This window comes from Neomesorhizobium albiziae (assembly GCF_900114255.1).
In the GTDB taxonomy this organism is placed as follows: domain Bacteria; phylum Pseudomonadota; class Alphaproteobacteria; order Rhizobiales; family Rhizobiaceae; genus Neomesorhizobium; species Neomesorhizobium albiziae.
The window spans coordinates 103,061-120,560 of the sequence record NZ_FOSL01000010.1 but is presented as its reverse complement, the minus strand read 5'-3'; the positions used below and the strand labels follow the sequence as shown (position 1 = coordinate 120,560).

24 protein-coding genes are annotated in these 17,500 nt (G+C 64.6%); 16 read left to right on the top strand and 8 right to left on the bottom strand.

Translation table 11 applies throughout. The annotated features are described in order from the left end of the window. Nucleotides 1-66: 66 nt before the first annotated feature. The 4 genes from hemW to rph form a co-directional block, all read right to left on the bottom strand. Nucleotides 67-1,230: a radical SAM family heme chaperone HemW gene (hemW, locus tag F3H98_RS17195; protein ID WP_149761377.1), complete on the bottom strand. Its 1,164-nt coding sequence runs from the start codon at nucleotides 1,228-1,230 to the stop codon at nucleotides 67-69. Then, the gene (rdgB, locus tag F3H98_RS17190) at nucleotides 1,227-1,874 is read right to left on the bottom strand and encodes an RdgB/HAM1 family non-canonical purine NTP pyrophosphatase (RefSeq protein ID WP_149761376.1); all 648 of its coding nucleotides are present in this window, start codon (nucleotides 1,872-1,874) and stop codon (nucleotides 1,227-1,229) included. Before rdgB ends, hemW begins: the two co-directional genes overlap by 4 nt. Continuing rightward, a complete protein-coding gene (locus F3H98_RS17185; RefSeq protein ID WP_149761375.1) occupies nucleotides 1,874-2,284 on the bottom strand; it encodes a VOC family protein in 411 nt (136 codons plus the stop codon). Before F3H98_RS17185 ends, rdgB begins: the two co-directional genes overlap by 1 nt. A gap of 246 nt (nucleotides 2,285-2,530) precedes the next feature. Continuing rightward, nucleotides 2,531-3,247, bottom strand: coding sequence for a ribonuclease PH (rph, locus tag F3H98_RS17175; RefSeq protein WP_149761374.1), 717 nt, complete (start codon nucleotides 3,245-3,247; stop codon nucleotides 2,531-2,533). Between the two features lie 207 nt (nucleotides 3,248-3,454). Here rph and hrcA point away from each other — a divergent pair, with 207 nt between their 5' ends. The 5 genes from hrcA (at nucleotide 3,455) to F3H98_RS17150 (ending at nucleotide 6,858) form a co-directional block, all read left to right on the top strand. Further along, nucleotides 3,455-4,525 (top strand): heat-inducible transcriptional repressor HrcA, encoded by a 1,071-nt coding sequence (gene hrcA / locus F3H98_RS17170; RefSeq protein WP_149761373.1) that lies wholly within the window; start codon nucleotides 3,455-3,457, stop codon nucleotides 4,523-4,525. Between the two features lie 240 nt (nucleotides 4,526-4,765). After that, nucleotides 4,766-5,419: a nucleotide exchange factor GrpE gene (gene grpE, locus F3H98_RS17165; RefSeq protein ID WP_149761372.1), complete on the top strand. Its 654-nt coding sequence runs from the start codon at nucleotides 4,766-4,768 to the stop codon at nucleotides 5,417-5,419. Between the two features lie 131 nt (nucleotides 5,420-5,550). After that, the gene (locus tag F3H98_RS17160) at nucleotides 5,551-5,766 is read left to right on the top strand and encodes a ribbon-helix-helix domain-containing protein (RefSeq protein ID WP_149761371.1); all 216 of its coding nucleotides are present in this window, start codon (nucleotides 5,551-5,553) and stop codon (nucleotides 5,764-5,766) included. After that, nucleotides 5,760-6,125: a type II toxin-antitoxin system VapC family toxin gene (locus tag F3H98_RS17155; protein ID WP_149761370.1), complete on the top strand. Its 366-nt coding sequence runs from the start codon at nucleotides 5,760-5,762 to the stop codon at nucleotides 6,123-6,125. The genes F3H98_RS17160 and F3H98_RS17155 overlap by 7 nt, the downstream gene beginning before the upstream one ends. 100 nt (nucleotides 6,126-6,225) lie before the next feature. Continuing rightward, nucleotides 6,226-6,858: a trimeric intracellular cation channel family protein gene (locus tag F3H98_RS17150; protein ID WP_149761369.1), complete on the top strand. Its 633-nt coding sequence runs from the start codon at nucleotides 6,226-6,228 to the stop codon at nucleotides 6,856-6,858. A 179-nt stretch (nucleotides 6,859-7,037) separates the two neighbouring features. On the opposite strand, the gene F3H98_RS17140 is transcribed toward F3H98_RS17150, so the two are convergent. Next, nucleotides 7,038-8,030, bottom strand: a complete 993-nt coding sequence (locus tag F3H98_RS17140; protein WP_149761367.1) for an adenosine kinase — start codon at nucleotides 8,028-8,030, stop codon at nucleotides 7,038-7,040. 155 nt (nucleotides 8,031-8,185) lie between these two features. Here F3H98_RS17140 and F3H98_RS17135 point away from each other — a divergent pair, with 155 nt between their 5' ends. Next, the gene (locus tag F3H98_RS17135) at nucleotides 8,186-8,926 is read left to right on the top strand and encodes a sulfate transporter family protein (protein WP_149761366.1); all 741 of its coding nucleotides are present in this window, start codon (nucleotides 8,186-8,188) and stop codon (nucleotides 8,924-8,926) included. A 73-nt stretch (nucleotides 8,927-8,999) separates the two neighbouring features. On the opposite strand, the gene F3H98_RS31785 is transcribed toward F3H98_RS17135, so the two are convergent. Then, entirely contained in the window at nucleotides 9,000-9,389 is a 390-nt protein-coding gene (locus F3H98_RS31785) for a YdeI/OmpD-associated family protein (protein ID WP_244621764.1), read from the bottom strand. Between F3H98_RS31785 and F3H98_RS17125 the strand changes: the two genes are divergently transcribed. Beyond that, nucleotides 9,388-9,840: a DUF2214 family protein gene (locus F3H98_RS17125; RefSeq protein WP_149761365.1), complete on the top strand. Its 453-nt coding sequence runs from the start codon at nucleotides 9,388-9,390 to the stop codon at nucleotides 9,838-9,840. The genes F3H98_RS31785 and F3H98_RS17125 overlap by 2 nt on opposite strands. On the opposite strand, the gene nth is transcribed toward F3H98_RS17125, so the two are convergent. Continuing rightward, complete coding sequence (nth, locus tag F3H98_RS17120; RefSeq protein ID WP_149761364.1) at nucleotides 9,837-10,583, bottom strand: endonuclease III; 747 nt, start codon at nucleotides 10,581-10,583, stop codon at nucleotides 9,837-9,839. The genes F3H98_RS17125 and nth overlap by 4 nt on opposite strands. A gap of 22 nt (nucleotides 10,584-10,605) precedes the next feature. On the opposite strand from nth, the gene F3H98_RS17115 reads away from it, so the two are divergent. From F3H98_RS17115 to F3H98_RS17080, 8 genes are all read left to right on the top strand, one after another. Next, nucleotides 10,606-11,100, top strand: coding sequence for a DUF2244 domain-containing protein (locus F3H98_RS17115; RefSeq protein WP_149761363.1), 495 nt, complete (start codon nucleotides 10,606-10,608; stop codon nucleotides 11,098-11,100). 208 nt (nucleotides 11,101-11,308) lie between these two features. Next, entirely contained in the window at nucleotides 11,309-12,226 is a 918-nt protein-coding gene (locus tag F3H98_RS17110; RefSeq protein WP_188130449.1) for a methylated-DNA--[protein]-cysteine S-methyltransferase, read from the top strand. Nucleotides 12,227-12,356: 130 nt separating this feature from the next. Then, entirely contained in the window at nucleotides 12,357-12,821 is a 465-nt protein-coding gene (locus F3H98_RS17105; protein ID WP_149761362.1) for a hypothetical protein, read from the top strand. Between the two features lie 14 nt (nucleotides 12,822-12,835). Beyond that, nucleotides 12,836-13,231 (top strand): hypothetical protein, encoded by a 396-nt coding sequence (locus F3H98_RS17100; RefSeq protein ID WP_149761361.1) that lies wholly within the window; start codon nucleotides 12,836-12,838, stop codon nucleotides 13,229-13,231. A 17-nt stretch (nucleotides 13,232-13,248) separates the two neighbouring features. Further along, on the top strand, nucleotides 13,249-13,671 hold the full coding sequence (locus F3H98_RS17095; protein WP_149761450.1) for a hypothetical protein: 423 nt from the start codon (nucleotides 13,249-13,251) through the stop codon (nucleotides 13,669-13,671). Continuing rightward, nucleotides 13,668-14,159 carry a hypothetical protein gene (locus F3H98_RS17090; RefSeq protein ID WP_244621755.1) on the top strand — a complete coding sequence of 164 codons (492 nt, stop codon included), beginning with the start codon at nucleotides 13,668-13,670 and terminating at the stop codon, nucleotides 14,157-14,159. Before F3H98_RS17095 ends, F3H98_RS17090 begins: the two co-directional genes overlap by 4 nt. Nucleotides 14,160-14,232: 73 nt before the next feature. Further along, nucleotides 14,233-15,135 carry a ribokinase gene (locus F3H98_RS17085; protein ID WP_149761360.1) on the top strand — a complete coding sequence of 301 codons (903 nt, stop codon included), beginning with the start codon at nucleotides 14,233-14,235 and terminating at the stop codon, nucleotides 15,133-15,135. 105 nt (nucleotides 15,136-15,240) lie between these two features. Next, nucleotides 15,241-15,855: a LysE family translocator gene (locus F3H98_RS17080; protein ID WP_149761359.1), complete on the top strand. Its 615-nt coding sequence runs from the start codon at nucleotides 15,241-15,243 to the stop codon at nucleotides 15,853-15,855. Between the two features lie 122 nt (nucleotides 15,856-15,977). On the opposite strand, the gene F3H98_RS17075 is transcribed toward F3H98_RS17080, so the two are convergent. After that, complete coding sequence (locus tag F3H98_RS17075; protein WP_149761358.1) at nucleotides 15,978-16,919, bottom strand: nucleoside hydrolase; 942 nt, start codon at nucleotides 16,917-16,919, stop codon at nucleotides 15,978-15,980. A 115-nt stretch (nucleotides 16,920-17,034) separates the two neighbouring features. Between F3H98_RS17075 and F3H98_RS17070 the strand changes: the two genes are divergently transcribed. Then, complete coding sequence (locus tag F3H98_RS17070; protein WP_149761357.1) at nucleotides 17,035-17,463, top strand: Hsp20 family protein; 429 nt, start codon at nucleotides 17,035-17,037, stop codon at nucleotides 17,461-17,463. The last annotated feature ends 37 nt before the right edge of the window (nucleotides 17,464-17,500 follow it).

The window sequence follows — 17,500 nt, the reverse complement described above, 5'->3', positions numbered from 1 at the left end:
CACCAAGCCCTCGATTCTACGCATGTCGTTATCGCAAAACCGCTGCACACTTTTGCGCGACATGCTTTACCGCGCGAGGTCGGCAACCACCGCGTCGAGCACGATCATGCCTTGCGGCGTGGCGCGCAGCCTCGAATTTCCGACCGGCGCGACCAGGCCCTCGCCCTGCAGGATCGACAGGCGGTTCGACGCGAGCGTGCGCCCCGAAAGCGCCTCGTAGCGGGCAAGGTCGATGCCTTCGGCCAGCCGCAGCCCCATCAGCAGGAATTCGTCTGCCTCCTCCGAGCGCGACAGTAGCTCGCCGTCGACGATGCCATGGCCCCTGGCTTCGACGAGGTTCGCCCAGGTCTCCGGCATCCTTTCCGCGATGGTGACCACGCGGCGGCCACCTTCCACGAAACGGCCATGCGCGCCGGGTCCGACGCCGACATATTCGCCGTAACGCCAGTAGGTCAGGTTGTGGCGGCTCTCGGCTCCCGGCCTGGCGTGGTTGGAAACCTCATAGGCCGGCAGGCCGCGCGCGGCGGTGATTTCCTGGGTGATTGCATAAAGGTCGGCGGCATGATCGCCGTCGGGAATGGCGAACTTCTTCGCCGCGTGCAGGGCGTGGAACGGCGTGCCCTCCTCGATGGTGAGCTGGTAGAGCGACAGATGGTCGGCGGCGTGGCCGATCGCCTCTTCCAGCTCCTTCTCCCAGGCTTCCGGCGTCTGTTTCGGCCGCGCGTAGATCAGGTCGAAGGAAAGTCGCGGGAAGATCTCGCGGGCGAGTCCGATGGCGTGCAGCGCTTCGCCGACATTGTGCAGCCTGCCCAGAAACTTCAGGTCGGCGTCGTTGAGCGCCTGCACGCCGAGTGACACGCGGTTGACGCCGGCGGCACGGTAGCCGCGGAACCGTTCGGCCTCGACCGAGGAAGGGTTGGCTTCGAGCGTAACCTCGATGCCTTGGGGCACCGTCCAATGCCGAGCGATCGCATCGAGCACCGCGCTGACGGTTTGCGGCTTCATCAGCGACGGCGTGCCGCCGCCGAGGAAGATGCTGGTGACGGTGCGCGGACCGGTGCGGGCGCGCATGGTGGCAAGCTCGGCGGCGAATGCCGCGGCAAAGCGCTCCTGGTCGACCGGCTGGTGGCGGACATGGCTGTTGAAGTCGCAGTACGGACACTTGGCCGCGCAGAACGGCCAATGGACATAAACGCCGAAACCCGGCGTCCTGTCGTCGGGCGCGATCATTGCGAGCCCAGCTTGGCGCGTGCGAATTTCTGGAAGGCGCGGGCGCGATGCGACAGCGCGTCGGGCTGTCCTGGCTTCCAGCCATGCTTCTCCTCGGCGCTCATCTCGCCGAATGTCCGCGAAAACCCGTCGGGCATGAACACGGGGTCGTAGCCGAACCCCTTGTCGCCGCGCGGCGGCCACACAAGCGTGCCCTCCGCCTCGCCACGGAAATACTCGGCGCTGCCGTCCGGCTGCGCCAGGCAGATGACGGCGACGAAGCGGCCCTTGCGGTCGGCGGGCAGCGCCGCGCCCTTCGCCTGCAGCAGATCCTCGGTCTTTTGCATCGCCATCATGAAATCGCGGCCGCCTTCCGGCTTTTCCGCCCAGTTGGCGGTGTAGACGCCGGGCTGCCCGCCGAGCGCGTCGACGACCAGGCCGGAATCGTCCGAAAGCGCCGGCAACCCGGTTGCCTGTGCTGCCGCGTAGGCCTTGATGTAGGCGTTTTCCTCGAACGTCGTGCCCGTCTCGTCGGGCTCCGGCAGGCCGAATTCCTTGGCCGACTTCGCCTCGAAGCCGAACGGCGCCATCAAGTCGGCGAATTCGCGCAGCTTGCCCTCATTGTGGCTGGCGACGACGATTCTGCGGTTGGCGAGCGTATCCATCAAAGTCCCCAGATTCTCGGCTCGGCAAATTCGATGGAATTGCCGGAGGGGTCGCGGAAGTAGATCGAGCGGCCGCCTTGCGGCCATTCGAAACCGGCCTCGATCGCGACGCCCTTGTTCGTCAGATAGGCCTTCCAGCCTTCGATTTCTTCAGCACTCGCCGAAAAGCACAGATGTCCCGGGCCGCGCGTTCCATGCGGCGGCACCGGCAGCCTGGCGTCGGGCGCCGGCGGTTTGCTCGTCGCGTCGGCGTTGAACAGCAAAAGCACGCCCTTTCCGCAACGGAAGAAGGCGTGGCGTCCTTCGACCTTGCCGATCACCTCCATGCCGAGCGTGTCGCGGTAGAACGCTTCGGCCGCCGCGAGATCGGTCACGTAGAGAGCGGATTCAAGGATCGCCGAGGGGGTCATGGCACCCCCGCCGGCGGTCTCGAAATCGGGCTTGTCTGCGCTCTACGGTGCCCCCCTCTGTCCTGCCGGACATCTCCCCCACAAGGGGGGAGATCGACCCGCGCGACCGACTGCGCCCACCTTGCTACCACGGCGATTAGCGAAAACGTCGAAGACAGCCAATCTCCCCCCTTGTGGGGGAGATGTCCGGCAGGACAGAGGGGGGCGCGAAAGAGCGAAAGCATTGGTGAAACAAACCGCCGAACGTTAAGCCACCGCCATCTGCTGCAGGTTGACCAGGCGCGAGATGCCCTTCCTGGCAAGCCCCATCAGCGCGGAGAACTCCTCCTCGGAAAACGGCGTGCCCTCGGCAGTGCCCTGGATCTCGACGATGCCGCCCTTGCCGGTCATGACGAAGTTGGCGTCGGTGCCGGCGGCCGAATCCTCGACGTAATCGAGGTCGATGACCGGCTGGCCGTCGCAGATGCCGCAGGAAATCGCCGCGACATGGTCTTTCAGGACTTTCTGCACGCTGACCATCTGGCGCGCCTCCATCCAGCGCAGGCAGTCGTAGAGCGCAACCCAGCCGCCGGTGATCGCAGCCGTGCGGGTGCCGCCATCGGCCTGGATGACGTCGCAGTCGACGGTGATCTGCATCTCGCCCAGCGCCTGCAGGTCGACGACGGCGCGCAGCGAGCGGCCGATCAGCCGCTGGATTTCCAGCGTGCGGCCGCCCTGCTTGCCGGAGGAAGCCTCGCGGCGCATGCGCTCGCCGGTGGCGCGCGGCAGCATGCCGTATTCGGCCGTCACCCAGCCCTTGCCGGAATTGCGCATCCAGCCCGGCACCTTTTCCTCCAGGCTTGCCGTGCAAAGCACATGGGTGTCGCCGAACTTGACCAGGCAGGAGCCTTCCGCATGTTTCGAGACGCCACGCTCGAAGGAGATGGAGCGCATTTCGTCGGCCTGGCGTTTGGAGGGGCGCATTGTTGGCTTTCCGCTTTTTCAAAAATCCTGGCGGCTTGTAACCGCATGAGGGCGGGGGCGCAAAGGAAAACGCCGGCTTCCGCCGGGTCATCGCGTAGCCGGGTCGACCACTCACATGCGATAGTCTTGGCCGGCTTCCCGCCCAAGGTTGTGTTCGCCGGCGGGCAGTCTATATCTCTAGGGTAAGCTTCGGAGGTGACCGCAGAAATGACGAAGCCCGTCATTGACCAGACGCTGCAATCGCTCGACATCCGCTCGCGCGACATCTTCCGGCTCATCGTCGACACTTACCTGAGGGAAGGCGAGCCGCTCGGCTCACGCAACCTGTCGCGCATGCTGCCGCATTCGCTGTCGCCGGCAACCGTGCGCAACGTGATGAGCGACCTCGAGCATCTGGGCCTCGTCTACGCGCCGCATATCTCTGCCGGCCGGCTGCCGACCCAGAGGGGCCTGCGTCTTTTCATCGACGCCTTCATGGAAATCGGCGACCTCTCCGACGACGAGCGCCGGGTCATCGACGCGCAGGTGAAGGCTTCGGCCAGCGGCGCCACGCTGGAACAGATGCTAACCGAGGCGAGCCAGATGCTTTCCGGCCTGTCGCGCGGCGCCGGCCTGGTGCTGGCCAACAAGAGCGACGCCGCGCTCAAGCATATCGAATTCATCCAGCTTGAGCCGACCAAGGCGCTGGCCGTGATGGTGTCGCAGAACGGCGACGTGGAGAACCGCGTGGTCGACCTGCCGGCCGGCGTAACCACCTCGCAATTGCACGAGGCGTCGAACTATCTCAACGCCCATATTCGCGGCCGTACGCTGGTGGAAGCCAAACTGGAGATCGCCCGGCTGCGCGAGGAAACCAAGGCTGCCCTCGACACGCTGTCGCAGGACCTGGTGGAAAAGGGCCTCGCCGTGTGGGCCGGCACCGAGAGCGACCTTCCGGCGCGGCTGATCGTGCGCGGCCGCGCCAATCTGCTCGAAAACGTCACCGCCCAGGCCGATATCGAAATGCTCAGGCATCTGTTCGAGGACCTGGAGACAAAGGACGGGCTGATGCAACTGCTCGACCTTGCCGAAGAGGGTTCCGGCGTGCGCATCTTCATCGGCTCCGAGAACCGGCTCTTTTCGCTCTCAGGCTCCTCCCTGGTGGTGGCGCCCTTCCGCGACAAGGATGCGCGCGTCGTCGGCGCGCTTGGCGTGATCGGCCCGACGCGGTTGAACTATGCCCGTATCGTGCCGATGGTCGACTATACCGCGCAACTGATCAGCCGCATGCTGCGCTAGGGTGTATTCAGGCGAGGCCGGCCTGCAAATGGCGGCTTCTGCGCTTCCGGTGCTCACGTACCTGAATGTACGCTGCGCTCCGGCTCTCGAAATCCACCATTTTCGGCTCGGCCTGACCTGATACCAGCACCCCCTGATCCACGACCCGGGTCCGCAATACCCGTTTACCCTTGATTTTTGCTGCCCGAACCTCGATATCGGGCGCAACTTGAGAACCAATACGACTGACGGGAAACGGCGATGAGCGACCAGGCGAAAAACGAACGCGCGCCCGACGAGAATGCGTTGAACGAAATGGAAAAGACGGCAAGCGAGCCTGCCGCCGAAATGCCCGGCAGCGACGGCGACTATGAAGTCGTCGTGCGCCTCGTCAAGGAAAACGAGGAATTGAAGGACCGCGCGCTGCGCGTGGCCGCCGAAATGGAAAACCTGCGCCGGCGCACCGCCCGCGACGTGCACGATGCGCGCTCCTACGCGGTCTCCAACTTCGCCCGCGACATGCTGTCGGTGTCGGACAATTTGCGCCGCGCCATGGACGCCATCCCCGACGAGGCCAAGGCCGCCGGCGACGCCGGTTTCAAGGCGCTGATCGAGGGTGTCGAGATAACCGAACGCGCCATGCTGACGGCGCTGGAGCGCCATGGCGTCAAGAAACTGGCGCCCGAGGGCGAAAAATTCGATCCGAATTTCCACCAGGCGATGTTCGAAGTGCCGAACCCCGACGTGCCGGCCAACACGGTGGTGCAGGTCGTGCAGCCCGGCTATTCGATAGGCGAGCGCGTGCTGCGCCCGGCCATGGTGGGCGTTTCCAAGGGCGGCCCCAAGCAGGCGGCGGTCAATGACGGCACGGTCGAACCTGGTCCGGTCAACGAACAGGCCGAAAGAGACGCCTGAACAGCGAATAGCGAGTAGGGAGTAGCGAATAGGGAATAGCGGTGCACTTGTCGCTATTCCCTATTGGCATTGGCTATTCGCACACTTCAAAATGTGATATATGATATCGATATCATATAGGAGGTTTCCTCATGCGCGCGCTCGTGGATATCGATGAAAGTCAGATCCTGGAACTCGACCGGCTGGCGAGGAAGCAGAAGCAATCGCGCGCGGCCCTGATACGGGAGGCTGTTGCCGACTATCTCGGCAAGCAAGCACAAGAGACGACGGAAAGTGCCTTCGGCCTGTGGGGCAAGCGAAAGGTCGATGGACTGGCCTATCAGGAGAAAATCCGCGGCGAATGGTGAAAGCGCTTTTCGACACCAACATTCTGATCGATTTTCTGAACGCCGTCCCTCAAGCCCGCGAGGAACTGGCGCGGTACGACGAAAAGGCGATCAGCGTCATCACCTGGATGGAAGTCATGATCGGCGCCGACGCCGAACTGGAGCCGCCGACGCGCTCCTTTCTCGATACCTTCACCATCATCCCGCTTGGCAACCAGATTGCCGAACGCGCCGTTGCCTTGCGGCGCAAGTACCGGGTCAAACTGCCCGATGCCGTGATCTGGGCGTCGGCCGACATCCATTCCGTGCTGCTTGTCACACGCAACACCAAGGACTTTGCGGCAGACGCGCCGGGTGTCCGCGTTCCCTACGTGCTGTAGCGGCGGCGGAAGCCTTAACAGCGAATAGCGTGTAGGGAGTAGCGAATAGGGACGAATAGTGTACCTATTCGCTATTGGCTCATTGCTATTTGCTTTGTTGATGAATCCGACCCTGTTTCTCGATTATGCCGGTGTCGCCGTGTTTGCCGCCACCGGTGCGCTCGCGGCGTCGCGCAAGGAACTCGACATCATCGGCTTCCTGTTCCTGGCCGCCGTCACCGGCATCGGCGGCGGAACCTTCCGCGACCTCATCCTCGCGGTTCCCGTGGCCTGGGTGGTCAATCCCGACTATCTCGCGATCTGCGTGGTGGTTGGCATCATCGTCTTCTTCACCGCGCACAAGGTCGAGTCGCGCTACAAATTGCTGTTGTGGTTCGACGCCATCGGGCTCGCCGCCTTCTCGGTGATGGGCGCGGCAAAGGGCCTGGTGGTGACGGGATCGGCGTCGATCGCCATCGTCATGGGCATGCTGACGGCGACATTCGGCGGCATTCTGCGCGACCTGCTGGCAGGCGAGCCTTCGGTGCTGCTGAGGCCCGAGATCTATGTGAGTGCTGCCCTTGCCGGTGCGGCGACCTACACCGTGCTCCACATCGCCGGCGTTCCGCCGGTCGCCGCGGGCATCGTCGCATTCGCCGCAGCCTTGATCGTGCGCGGCGGGGCGCTGAAATTCGGCTGGAGCTTTCCCGCCTACAAGAGCCGGCCGGGGCGAAGGCCGGAGGATATTCCTTGAGAGACCGGTTCAAAATCCGTGATGCCGGCCTACGAATGGCGGCTTTCTCCGCTTGCCGCGGCTCACGTACCCAAATGTACGCTGCGCTCCGGTTCTCGAAATCCACCATTCTCGGCTCGGCCTGACGGATTTTTCAGACGGTCTCCGAGATTCCAGAACGGCGGCGGATCGGAAAAGCCTCAGAGCAGCCCCACTCCCATGGCTTCCTGGCGAAGGTTCTGGCGCGGGCGCGGGCCGACCTGTTGGATGACAAGGCCGGCCGCGAGAGAGCCGAGATCGCCGCATTCCTTCAGGCTGCGGCCGGTTGTGTAACCGTAGAGAAAACCGGCCGCGTAGAGGTCGCCGGCGCCGGTCGTGTCGACCAGCTGGTGGATTTTCGTCGCCTCTATGGGCACGGTTTCATCGCCGCGCACGATGATCGAGCCTTTTTCCGAGCGGGTGACCGCGGCGATGCGGCAGTCCTTGCGGATGGCGGCCAGTGCTTCTTCGAATGAGGAGGTCTGGTAGAGCGACTTGATCTCGTGGCTGTTGGCGAAGACGATGTCCACCATGCCCGACCGCATCAGGTCGAGGAACTCGTCGCGGTAGCGGTCGACGCAGAAGGAATCCGACAGCGTCATCGAGACTTCGCGGCCTGCCGCGTGAGCATGCCTGGCGGTCAGCCGGATCGCTTCCTTGGCGCGCGGCGGATCCCAGAGGTAACCCTCGAAATAGGTGACCTTGGCGCCCGACGCCTTGTCGGCCTCGACATCTTCCGGCCCCAGCTCGACGCAGGCGCCGAGATAGGTGTTCATGGAGCGCTCGCCATCCGGCGTCACGAAAATCATCGAACGGGCCGTCGGCGGCGTGCCGGCAAGCGGCACGGTGTCGAAAGCGACGCCCTGCGCCTGGATGTCGTGGGCGTAGATCTCGCCAAGCGTGTCGGACGACACCTTGCCGAAGAACGCGGCGCGGCCGCCAAAGCTGGCAATGCCCGCCGCCGTGTTGCCGGCGCTGCCGCCAGAAGCTTCGATGGCCGGTCCCATGCGGCTGTAGAGCAGTTCGGCGCGCTTGGCGTCGATCAGGTTCATCGCGCCCTTGATGATGCCGTTTTCGGTGAGGAAGGCGTCGTCGCAGTGGGCGATGATGTCGACAATGGCGTTGCCGATGCAAAGCACGTCGTACTGGGCCATCAAGTTCTCCGCAGAAAGCCGGCAATCCGGCCATCCTGCGCGCCGGTCGCGGGCGGGTTTACCGGTTCGACGGACAATTGCAACTCATTCTTCCCAAGATTCTTGCGGCAGCGCCGGGCTGTTCCTATCTCGCTGGCGCAAGGAGATTTTCGCAGATGATCATGGAAGCTGCCCGAGCCGCCGCCAGCCGGCTGTTCACCGCGGAGTTCCGCAGCGTCTTTTTCAAGACGCTCGGCCTCACGCTGCTGGCGCTAGTCGCCCTGTGGTTCGGGCTGAACGAGCTGTTCGGCGTGGTGGCGCAGCCCTGGATCGACGCCGTCCTGCCGGGCTTCCCGAGCTGGGCCGGCTGGCTCGGCCTCGCCGCCGCGATCGTCGCCGGCATCGGCCTGGCGCTCGGGCTCGCCCTTTTGATCGCGCCGGTGACGGCCATCGTCGCCGGGCTTTTCCTCGACGATGTCGCCGAAGTGGTGGAGCGCAACGATTATCCGCGCGACCGGCCGGGCAGCCCCGTGCCGGCCTTCCGGGCAACGGTGCTGTCGCTGAAATTCTTCGGCGTGGTCGTTGTCGGCAATATCATCGCCTTGTTCCTGCTGTTGATACCCGGCGTCAACATCGCCGCCTTCTTCCTGGTCAACGGCTACCTGCTCGGCCGCGAGTTCTTCGAGTTCGCCGCCATGCGGTTCCGCCCGGAAGCGGAAGCCAAGGCGTTGCGCCGCAAGCACGCCGGCACCGTTTTCCTGGCCGGCCTGGTCATTTCAGCGTTTCTGGCCGTACCCTTGCTCAACCTTCTGACGCCGCTGTTTGCCGCCGCCATGATGGTGCATCTGCACAAGATGATATCGGCGAGCGACCCGGAATTTTCGGAGCCGGCGTCGGCGATGCAGCGCGCTGCCTGAGCGCCAGGTTTTTGCCGGGAGCCCGGGCGATGCCTGGCGCCTGTATAGTGCGGGCGGGGGCAGTTGGCGAGGATCAGGACCTGGTGCGCCACGCCATGCGCATATAGACGTCGCCCTGCGCCAGCTCGTCGAGCATCTGCGCCAGCCGCTTGCGCTGCGTTTCCACGCGTTTGGCGCTGGCGATCCAGCGGAGGTAATCGTTGCGCTGGTAGTCAGGGCGCGCCTCGTAGAGACCCGTCAGCCCGTGTTCGAGGAGCGCCTCGCGGACAAAATCGGGCATCGGATGGAGGTCGCGCTTGAGGGCCATCGGTGCATAAATATGCGGCAGCGCAGACGGGTCAATATGGCCGCCGTGGCGTTTTCCACGCGGCGAATGCCGTGAGATTGACGTCGCCGTGACAGGCCGATAGTTCTTGACGCCGTCGACATCGGTGGCTCGCTGAGCCGGGGAGGCGAGAACCATGACCACCGACCTGCTGCTGGCGATTGTCCACCATCTTGTGTTCTTCGCTCTGATCGCCATTCTGGCCGCCGAAACCGTGCTGGTGCGCCCCGGCCTTGCCGGCGACGCGCTGCGGCGCGTCGGCAGGCTCGATTCAGCCTATGGCGGCCTGGCGGGGTTGATGCTGATCGTCGGCTTCAGCCGCGTCTTCTTCGGTCTCAAGGGCTGGGAATTCTATATCTACAACTGGGTGTTCTGGGCCAAGATCGCGTGCTTCCTTTTGGTCGGCGCGCTTTCGGGGCCGCTGACGGTGCGTGTGCTGAAATGGAACCAGGCCTTGCGCACCAACCCCGCCCATGTCGTGCCCGACAGGGAGATCAGTGCGGCGCAGGTCTGGCTCAGGGCCGAGGGGGCGGTGTTCCTGCTTATTCCGGTCTTCGCCGCCGCGATGGCGCGCGGCTACGGCATCTAAACAGCACCGATTTCGACCAGCGGCGCCGGGATGCTGTTGGTCTTCACCGCCGCCTTGCAGATATCGGCGATGATGCAGGCAACGCAATCCGGCGCGCGCGCCTTGCAGACATAGCGGCCATGCAGGATCAGCCAGTGATGCGCGTGGCGCATGTATTTTTCCGGGATGATCCTGATGAGGCCGCGTTCGACCTCTTCGGGCGTCTTGCCCGGCGCCAGGCCGAGCCGGTTGCCGATGCGCAGGATGTGCGTGTCCACCGCCATGGTCGGCTGGCCGAACGCCATGTTGAGCACCACATTGGCGGTCTTGCGGCCGACGCCGGGCAGCTTGACCAGCGCGTCGAGATCGCCCGGCACCTCGCCGCCATGGTCGCGGATCAGCGCCGCCGACAGGGCGATCACATTTTTGGCCTTGGCCCGCCACAGGCCGATGGTGCGGATGTATTCGCCAACCCGCGCTTCGCCGAGCTCCAGCATCTTTTGCGGCGTATCGGCGGTTTTGAACAGCGCCCGCGTTGCCTTGTTGACGCCGGCGTCGGTCGCCTGCGCCGACAGGACGACGGCGACCAGCAAGGTGTAGGCGTTGACGTGTTCGAGTTCGCCCCTGGGTTCCGGCCGCTGCACCGAAAAGCGGCGGAAGATTTCCTCGACCTCTTCCGGCGTGTAGAGCGATTTTGGCCGCGCCGCGCGCTTTACGGTGCGTCGGGCAGCGCCTGCGGCAACTTTGTCGTTGGGCTTTTTCATCGCCTTTCTATATTCTGAGGCAATGAGCGAGAACAATGCCGGCTTCGCCGCCGACGAACCGTTTTTCAGGGCGCTGCTCATGCCGCACCGGTCGCTTGGGCGCACCGGTTTTGCGGTGCTGATGGGTGCGATGCTCGTCGGTTCGCTCGCCTGCGGAGCCATCTTCGTCGCCAACGGGGCCTGGCCGGTGTTCGGCTTCTTCGGTCTCGACATGCTCTTGATCTACGGCGCCTTCAAGCTCAACTACCGCGCCGCACGCGCACGCGAGGAAGTGGCCGTATCGCGCACCGCTCTCGACATTCTCAAGACCGCGCCTTCCGGACGCACCGAAGCTCACCATTTCAACCCTTTCTGGGCGCGTTTCCAGGTCGCCCGCCATGCCGAGATCGGCATCACCGGCATGAAGGTCGAAGGACAGGGCCGCAGCGTGCCGATCGGCGGATTCCTCAACCCCGACGACCGCGAAAGTTTTGCCACCGCATTCGCCGTCGCGCTGGCCAAGGCGAAACGCGGATAGAGCATTTTGCAGCCAGGTGGAATCGCCGGGCGTCGCACAATGCGGCTAAACAGACAGATGGAGCGGCATGCCCGGTTCAACCTGAACGCATTCCGCTCGAGCGTGGGAAAAATACCCTCGGCCAAACGGCAAAAAAATCTCTGGTTGCAAGAAACGGGTGGAGAACGTGGCCGCCAGGCACGATATTCGGCGCCAAGGAGAACTTGCCATGAACGCTCACACACAGGCTAATACCGGGATGTCGATGAAGCCTTCAGCCATCCTGCAAGACGACATCACGCCCGAGGGCGGCGATTACGAAACCGTGCGCCGCGTCATCGAGAAGATCAGCCTCGACTACCGCGACCAGCCTTCGCTGGAGACGCTGGCGGGCGAAGTCGGCGAGACCCCGACCGGCCTGCAGAAGCTGTTCACCCGCTGGGCGGGCCTGTCGCCGAAAGGTTTCCTGCAGGCCGTGACCCTCGACCATGCGCGAAAGCTGCTCGACGATGGCATGCCGCTTCTGGAAACCTCATACGAGGTCGGCATGTCGGGTCCGGGACGCCTGCACGATCTGTTCGTCACCCATGAAGCGATGTCGCCCGGCGACTACAAGACGCGCGGCGAGGGCCTGACCATACGCTACGGATTCCACATCTCGCCCTTCGGCGTCGCGCTGATCATGGTCACCGACCGCGGCCTGGCCGGCCTCGCCTTCAACGACGCCGGCAGCGAGCGCACCGCCTTCGCCGACATGTCGAGCCGCTGGCCGAACGCCACCTATGTCGAGGACATGTCGGCGACAGCACCCTATGCCGCCCGCATCTTCGATCCGTCGCGCTGGCGTTCGGAAGAACCGCTGCGCGTCGTCATGATCGGCAGCGACTTCCAGATCCGCGTCTGGCAGGCGCTGCTCAAAATCCCGATGGGCAGGGCGTGCAGCTATTCGGCGATCGCCTCGGACATCGGTTCGCCCGCGGCGAGCCGCGCGGTGGGCGCGGCGGTCGGCGCCAATCCTTTGTCCTTCGTGGTGCCCTGCCATCGCGCGCTCGGCAAGTCCGGCGCCCTCACCGGCTACCACTGGGGTCTGACCCGCAAGCGCGCCATTCTCGGCTGGGAAGCCGGACAGGTGGCCGCCGCCCGCTAATCCATCATCGACGGCTTGCAGAACAGGACAGGCGCCGGGCACTCCGGCGCCTGTCTCCTTTTGCGGCAACGGATAATTAACCAATAAGGTTGTAAATCTTGAATATATACAACCTATAGGAGCATACCGGATGCGGTTCCGTTGGTTTCTAGCCTCCCTGATTTGCTCGGCAGCGCCGCTGCCCGCTCTTGCCGCGACCGGCAACGTCATCTTCAACGGCACCATCGCCGCGACCTGCACGCTGACGGTCGACACGAACGGCACCATGACGGTGAGCCCCGACCTGCAATCGCTGAGTTCCAACAATGCTGGCGGCGCGCCGGGCACGGTGACGCTGAGCACCACGGGCGGCGTGACGCTGAGCGTCGATCCGGTGACCTCGACCACGGTGCCGGTCGGCGACGTCACCGCGACCACCTGGACGCCCACCTATGCTTCAAGCGGCGCCCACGCAATCGCCGAGACCGGGAGTTCCTCCAGCCTGACCGCGCCGGGCAGTTCGACCGTGACGGTCAACCTGGCCGGCACCAAGGGCGGCAGCGACCGCTTCACCGCCGGCAGCTACCAGGCCACGGTGACGGTTCGCTGCGAATAGGCCGGAGGAAGGCGATGACCTTGCAGCAGCGTTTCCTCGCCGCCGGGCTGGCGGTCTCGATCTCCGGTACGGCGGCTTTCGCGCAATCGATGTCGCCGATGCGCGGCGAGGTGGCGAGCTTCACCGACGCCTTCGCGGTCCGCGTTTTCCCGGCCAACCCCTACGAGCACCGCATCAAGGTGGAAATCCGCGTCTACGACCAGGATTTCCGCCCGGTGCAGGCCCGGGTCGCGCCATCCGATTTCATGCTGGGAGGACAGGCCTCCCGTCCAGTTCTCGTGGTTGTTCCATTTGACGGCGCCGCCACGCGCAAAGTGCGTATCTGTACCGAAAGCGTCCCCTTTCCTGGCGAGCAAACGCAGATAAAGGCACAGATATGTGGAAAGTTCCTGGGTCAGCACAAATCCTGACGGCCTTGCTGGGGGCCATGATCTTCGGCGCCAACGCCGCGGCGGAAGAAATCTACTACACGCAGAACCAGACCGGCTTCACCTTGCCCGGCGTGACCTTGCCGCAGGGCCAGGACGAAGTGCGCGCCGCCGACGGCACCACCTGCCGCTCGGCGGTTGCCGGCAGCGGCGCCTATCTCGACGTCGGCGTCATCCAGGGCAACGGCCCGACCTATGGCAGCAGCGTTTCGGACCTTTCCACATATGGACGCATCGTCATCCCGCTCGGCCGCCAGCCCAAGCGGCTCGACTGCGCCCGGCTCTACCAACTCGAGGTGGAGCGCCTGCAGATGGAATTGAGGCTCTTGAAAATGGGGCTCGACCCCCAGGGCAAGGGGCCAGACATGGCAACCAACGCCGGCTGGGCCGAGCAGGGCTGGAGCGACAAGGCCGGGAAATGAGGGCACTCCGCAACGCTCCAGTTTCTTTACGCCGCCTGACGCTTGCCGCCGCCGCGGCAGCTCTGATGTTGCCGTCGCCAGCATCGGCGGTGATCATCGGCACCTGCACCATCATCATCGGCGCGCCGGGCACGATGACGGCGAGCCCCCTGCTCAACGTCATGGGTTCGCGCCAGCCCGGCGGCAGCGCGGCGACTGCCACGGTCGACCCGCAATCCCTTTTGTGCAACATCCTGGCGCTGCTCGACTGCTACTCGATTTCCACGCCTGCACCGGCGGGTTTTCTGTCGGCGCCCATAGGTGCGGAAGCAAACCTGGCGCTTTCGACGATCTACAGGATCAACGGCGGCGCCGACATGCCCGGCAACACGCCGACGACCGTGGCGAACGGCAGCAAGACCGTCCAGGTGGACCTCACCGCCACCAAAGCGGCCGGGCTGTTTCCCGCTGGTGTCTATCAGGCGCAGGTGGTGCTGCGCTGCGAGTGATTTCAGCCGCTTGTGGCGACGTTCGGGTGCGGCCTATATAGCCGGACCGAACACATCGCCGGGGAGGCATTTCTTGATCATCGTCATCGGCTCCATCAATCTCGATCTGATCGCCACGGTCGACCGCCTGCCGGCCGCCGGCGAAACCGTTCCCGGCGACAGCTTCAAGACCGCACCCGGCGGCAAGGGGGCAAACCAGGCGCTCGCCGCGGCGCGCGCCGGCGAAAAAACCCGCATGATCGGCGCTGTCGGCAAGGATTCCTTCGCCAAGGAGGCCTTGGCGCTGCTGGATGCCGGCGGCGTCGACCTGACCGGCGTGCACGAGGCGCACGCCAGCACCGGCACGGCGCTGATCCTGGTGGCGGCCGACGGCGAGAACATCATCGCCGTGGTGCCCGGCGCCAATGGCGCGGTTTTGCCGGGCGATCTCGCCAGGGTCGACCTCGCCGCCGGCGACATCGTGCTCCTCCAGCACGAGATTCCGCTGCAGACGGTGGACGCCGCACTCGACGCCGCCCGCTCCGCCGGCGCGCTGACCCTGCTCAACACGGCGCCCTTCCGCAGCGAAGCGGCCGCGCTGCTCGAAAAGGCCGACTATGTCGTCGCCAACGAAACCGAGTTCGATCTCTACGGCGAAGCGCTGGCGCTGAAGGGCCGCGACCGCCCGGCCCGGATGAAGAGTTTCGCCGAAAAGACCGGCCGCACGATCGTCGTCACGCTGGGCGGCGAGGGCGTGCTGGCGGCAAACCCGACCGAACTGATCAAGGTCGGGGCCTTGCGCATCACGCCGGTCGATACGGTGGGCGCCGGCGACACCTTTTGCGGCTACCTCGCCGCCGGCCTTTCATCGGGCCAGTCGCTGGAGGATGCGCTGCGGCGGGCTGCTGCTGCCGGCTCGCTGGCCTGCCTGAAACCCGGCGCACAGCCTTCGATCCCGCTGGGTTCCGAGGTCGCGGCAGCGATGAACCGCTTCTAGAGGTTGAACCCAGGGAATGCCTGGTTCGCTCCGGCTGGCATCGACCGCACTTGACGCAGCGTCGGCAACATGCAGCCTGATGCTGCAAACCGTCAGGGGCTGAAAATGTCGCTCGAAGTCTACATCGCCTACACGCTGGCCTGCATCGTCATCATCCTGGTGCCCGGGCCGACCGTCACCCTCGTCATCGCCTCCAGCATGCGCCACGGCACCCGCGCCGGGCTGCTCAACGTCGCCGGCACCCAGGCCGGCATCGCCGTGATGATCGCCATTGTCGGCGTCGGCCTCAACTCGATGATGGAAGCCATGGGCCACTGGTTCGAATGGGTGCGGCTGCTGGGTGCGGCCTACCTTATCTACATGGGCTGGCAGATGATCCGCTCGAGCGGCAGGCTGGCCGAGGGCGAAGCGCCGGTGACGCCGCGCGGCGGCTTTTTCCTGCAGGGTTTCCTGGTTGCCGTCAGCAACCCGAAGACGCTGATCTTCTTCGGCGCCTTCATCCCGCAGTTCATCGACCACAACCTCGCCTACACCCCGCAGATCGTCATCATGGGCATCACGGCGCTGGTCTTCGCGGCGTTTTCGGACTCGGCCTACGCCATCGTCGCCGGCCGCGCCGCACGCGCGCTGTCGGCCAGCCGTGTGAAACTCCTGTCGCGCATCAGCGGCGGCGTCCTGATCGGCGGCGGCCTCTGGCTGGCGTTTTCGAGGGCGAAGTGAGCGCTTTTTACCTCCCCCTTGTGGAGAGGTCGGACCGAAAGTTCGGGTGGGGGTAGAAAAGTTCATCACCCCCACCCCGACGCTACGCGTCGACCCTCCCCACAAGAGGGAGGGTAAAACCCTTACAGCCGGCCGATGCGCTCGATCAGCAGGTCGAAAAACCCGTCATGGTCGATGTCGCGCATCACCATGGCGTTCTTCTCGCGCTCGGTGACGGCCCACCAGTCGACCACCGTCATGCCCATGGTCAGCTCCGACCCCGTCTCGACGGCGACGTTGCATTGGCGGCCCTTGAAGAGCTCCGGCTTGAGCAGGTAGGCGATGACGCAGGGGTCGTGCAGCGGACCGCCATCGGTGCCGTATTTCTCGACGTCGAAGCGCTCGTAGAAATCGAGCATCTGCGCGGTGGCCGTGCCGGCCCTGGTTCCCATGGTGCGGAACTTCTCGACGCGCCTGGCTGATGTCAGCGCCTTGTGGGTGACGTCGAGCGGCATCATGACGATGGGAGCGCCTGAGCGGAACACCACGTCGGCGGCGTGCGGGTCGACATAGATGTTGAATTCGGAGGTGGGCGTGATGTTGCCGCCCTCAAAGAAGCCGCCGCCCATCAGGACGATCTCCTTGATGCGCCCGGCGATCTTCGGTTCGCGGATGAGCGCCAGCGCGATGTTGGTGAGCGGTCCGAGCGGGCACAGCGTCACCGTGCCGGCCTCTTCCTTCATCAGCGTCTCGACGATGAAATCGACGGCATGCTTTTCCTGCAGCTTCATCTTCGGTTCCGGCAGGTCGGGGCCGTCGAGGCCGGTCTTGCCGTGGACATACTCGGCGGTGACCAGCGGGCGCACCAGCGGCCGCACCGCCCCGGAAAACACCTTGATATCGGTCTTGCCGGCCAGCTCGCAGATCTTGAGGGCGTTCTTTTCGGTGAATTTCAGCGACACGTTGCCGGCGACGGCCGTGAGGCCGAGGATTTCGAGTTCCGGACTTGCTAGCGCCAGAAGGATCGCCACGGCATCATCCTGCCCCGGGTCCGTGTCGATGATGATTTTCTGTGCCTTCGGCATCTATTTCCCTTGTCCTTTTGAGTCTTGAACTTGTTTGCGGCGCGGACCATATCAGGGTCATCGGGAGAAATGCCATCCGGGTTTTTCCCTTTTTCGTCGCTCCCTGGAGGACACAATGTCTCGCATGACGCCCTTTTCGAGTCCCCTTCTGCTTGGCTTCGACGCCATGGAAAAGACGCTCGAAAGGCTCGCCAAGACCGGCGACAGCTACCCGCCCTACAACATCGAACGCCTGCGCGGCGCCGATGGCGAGTGCGAAAGGCTGCGCATAACGCTGGCAGTCGCCGGCTTTTGCGACGCCGATCTGGAAGTCACCACGGAAGAAAACCAGCTTGTCGTGCGTGGCCGCCAGGGCGAGGAAAACGCCAGCCGCGAATTTCTGCACCGCGGCATCGCCGCGCGCCAGTTCCAGCGCACGTTCGTTCTGGCGGACGGCATGAAGGTGGTGGCGGCGGAACTGAAGAACGGACTTTTGTCGATCGACCTCGACCGGCCTGAGCCCGAACGCCTTGTACGAAAAATAAACATCTCGGTGAAAGACTGAGACCGGACCTTCCGGAACCAATGGCTCTATCGCGGGT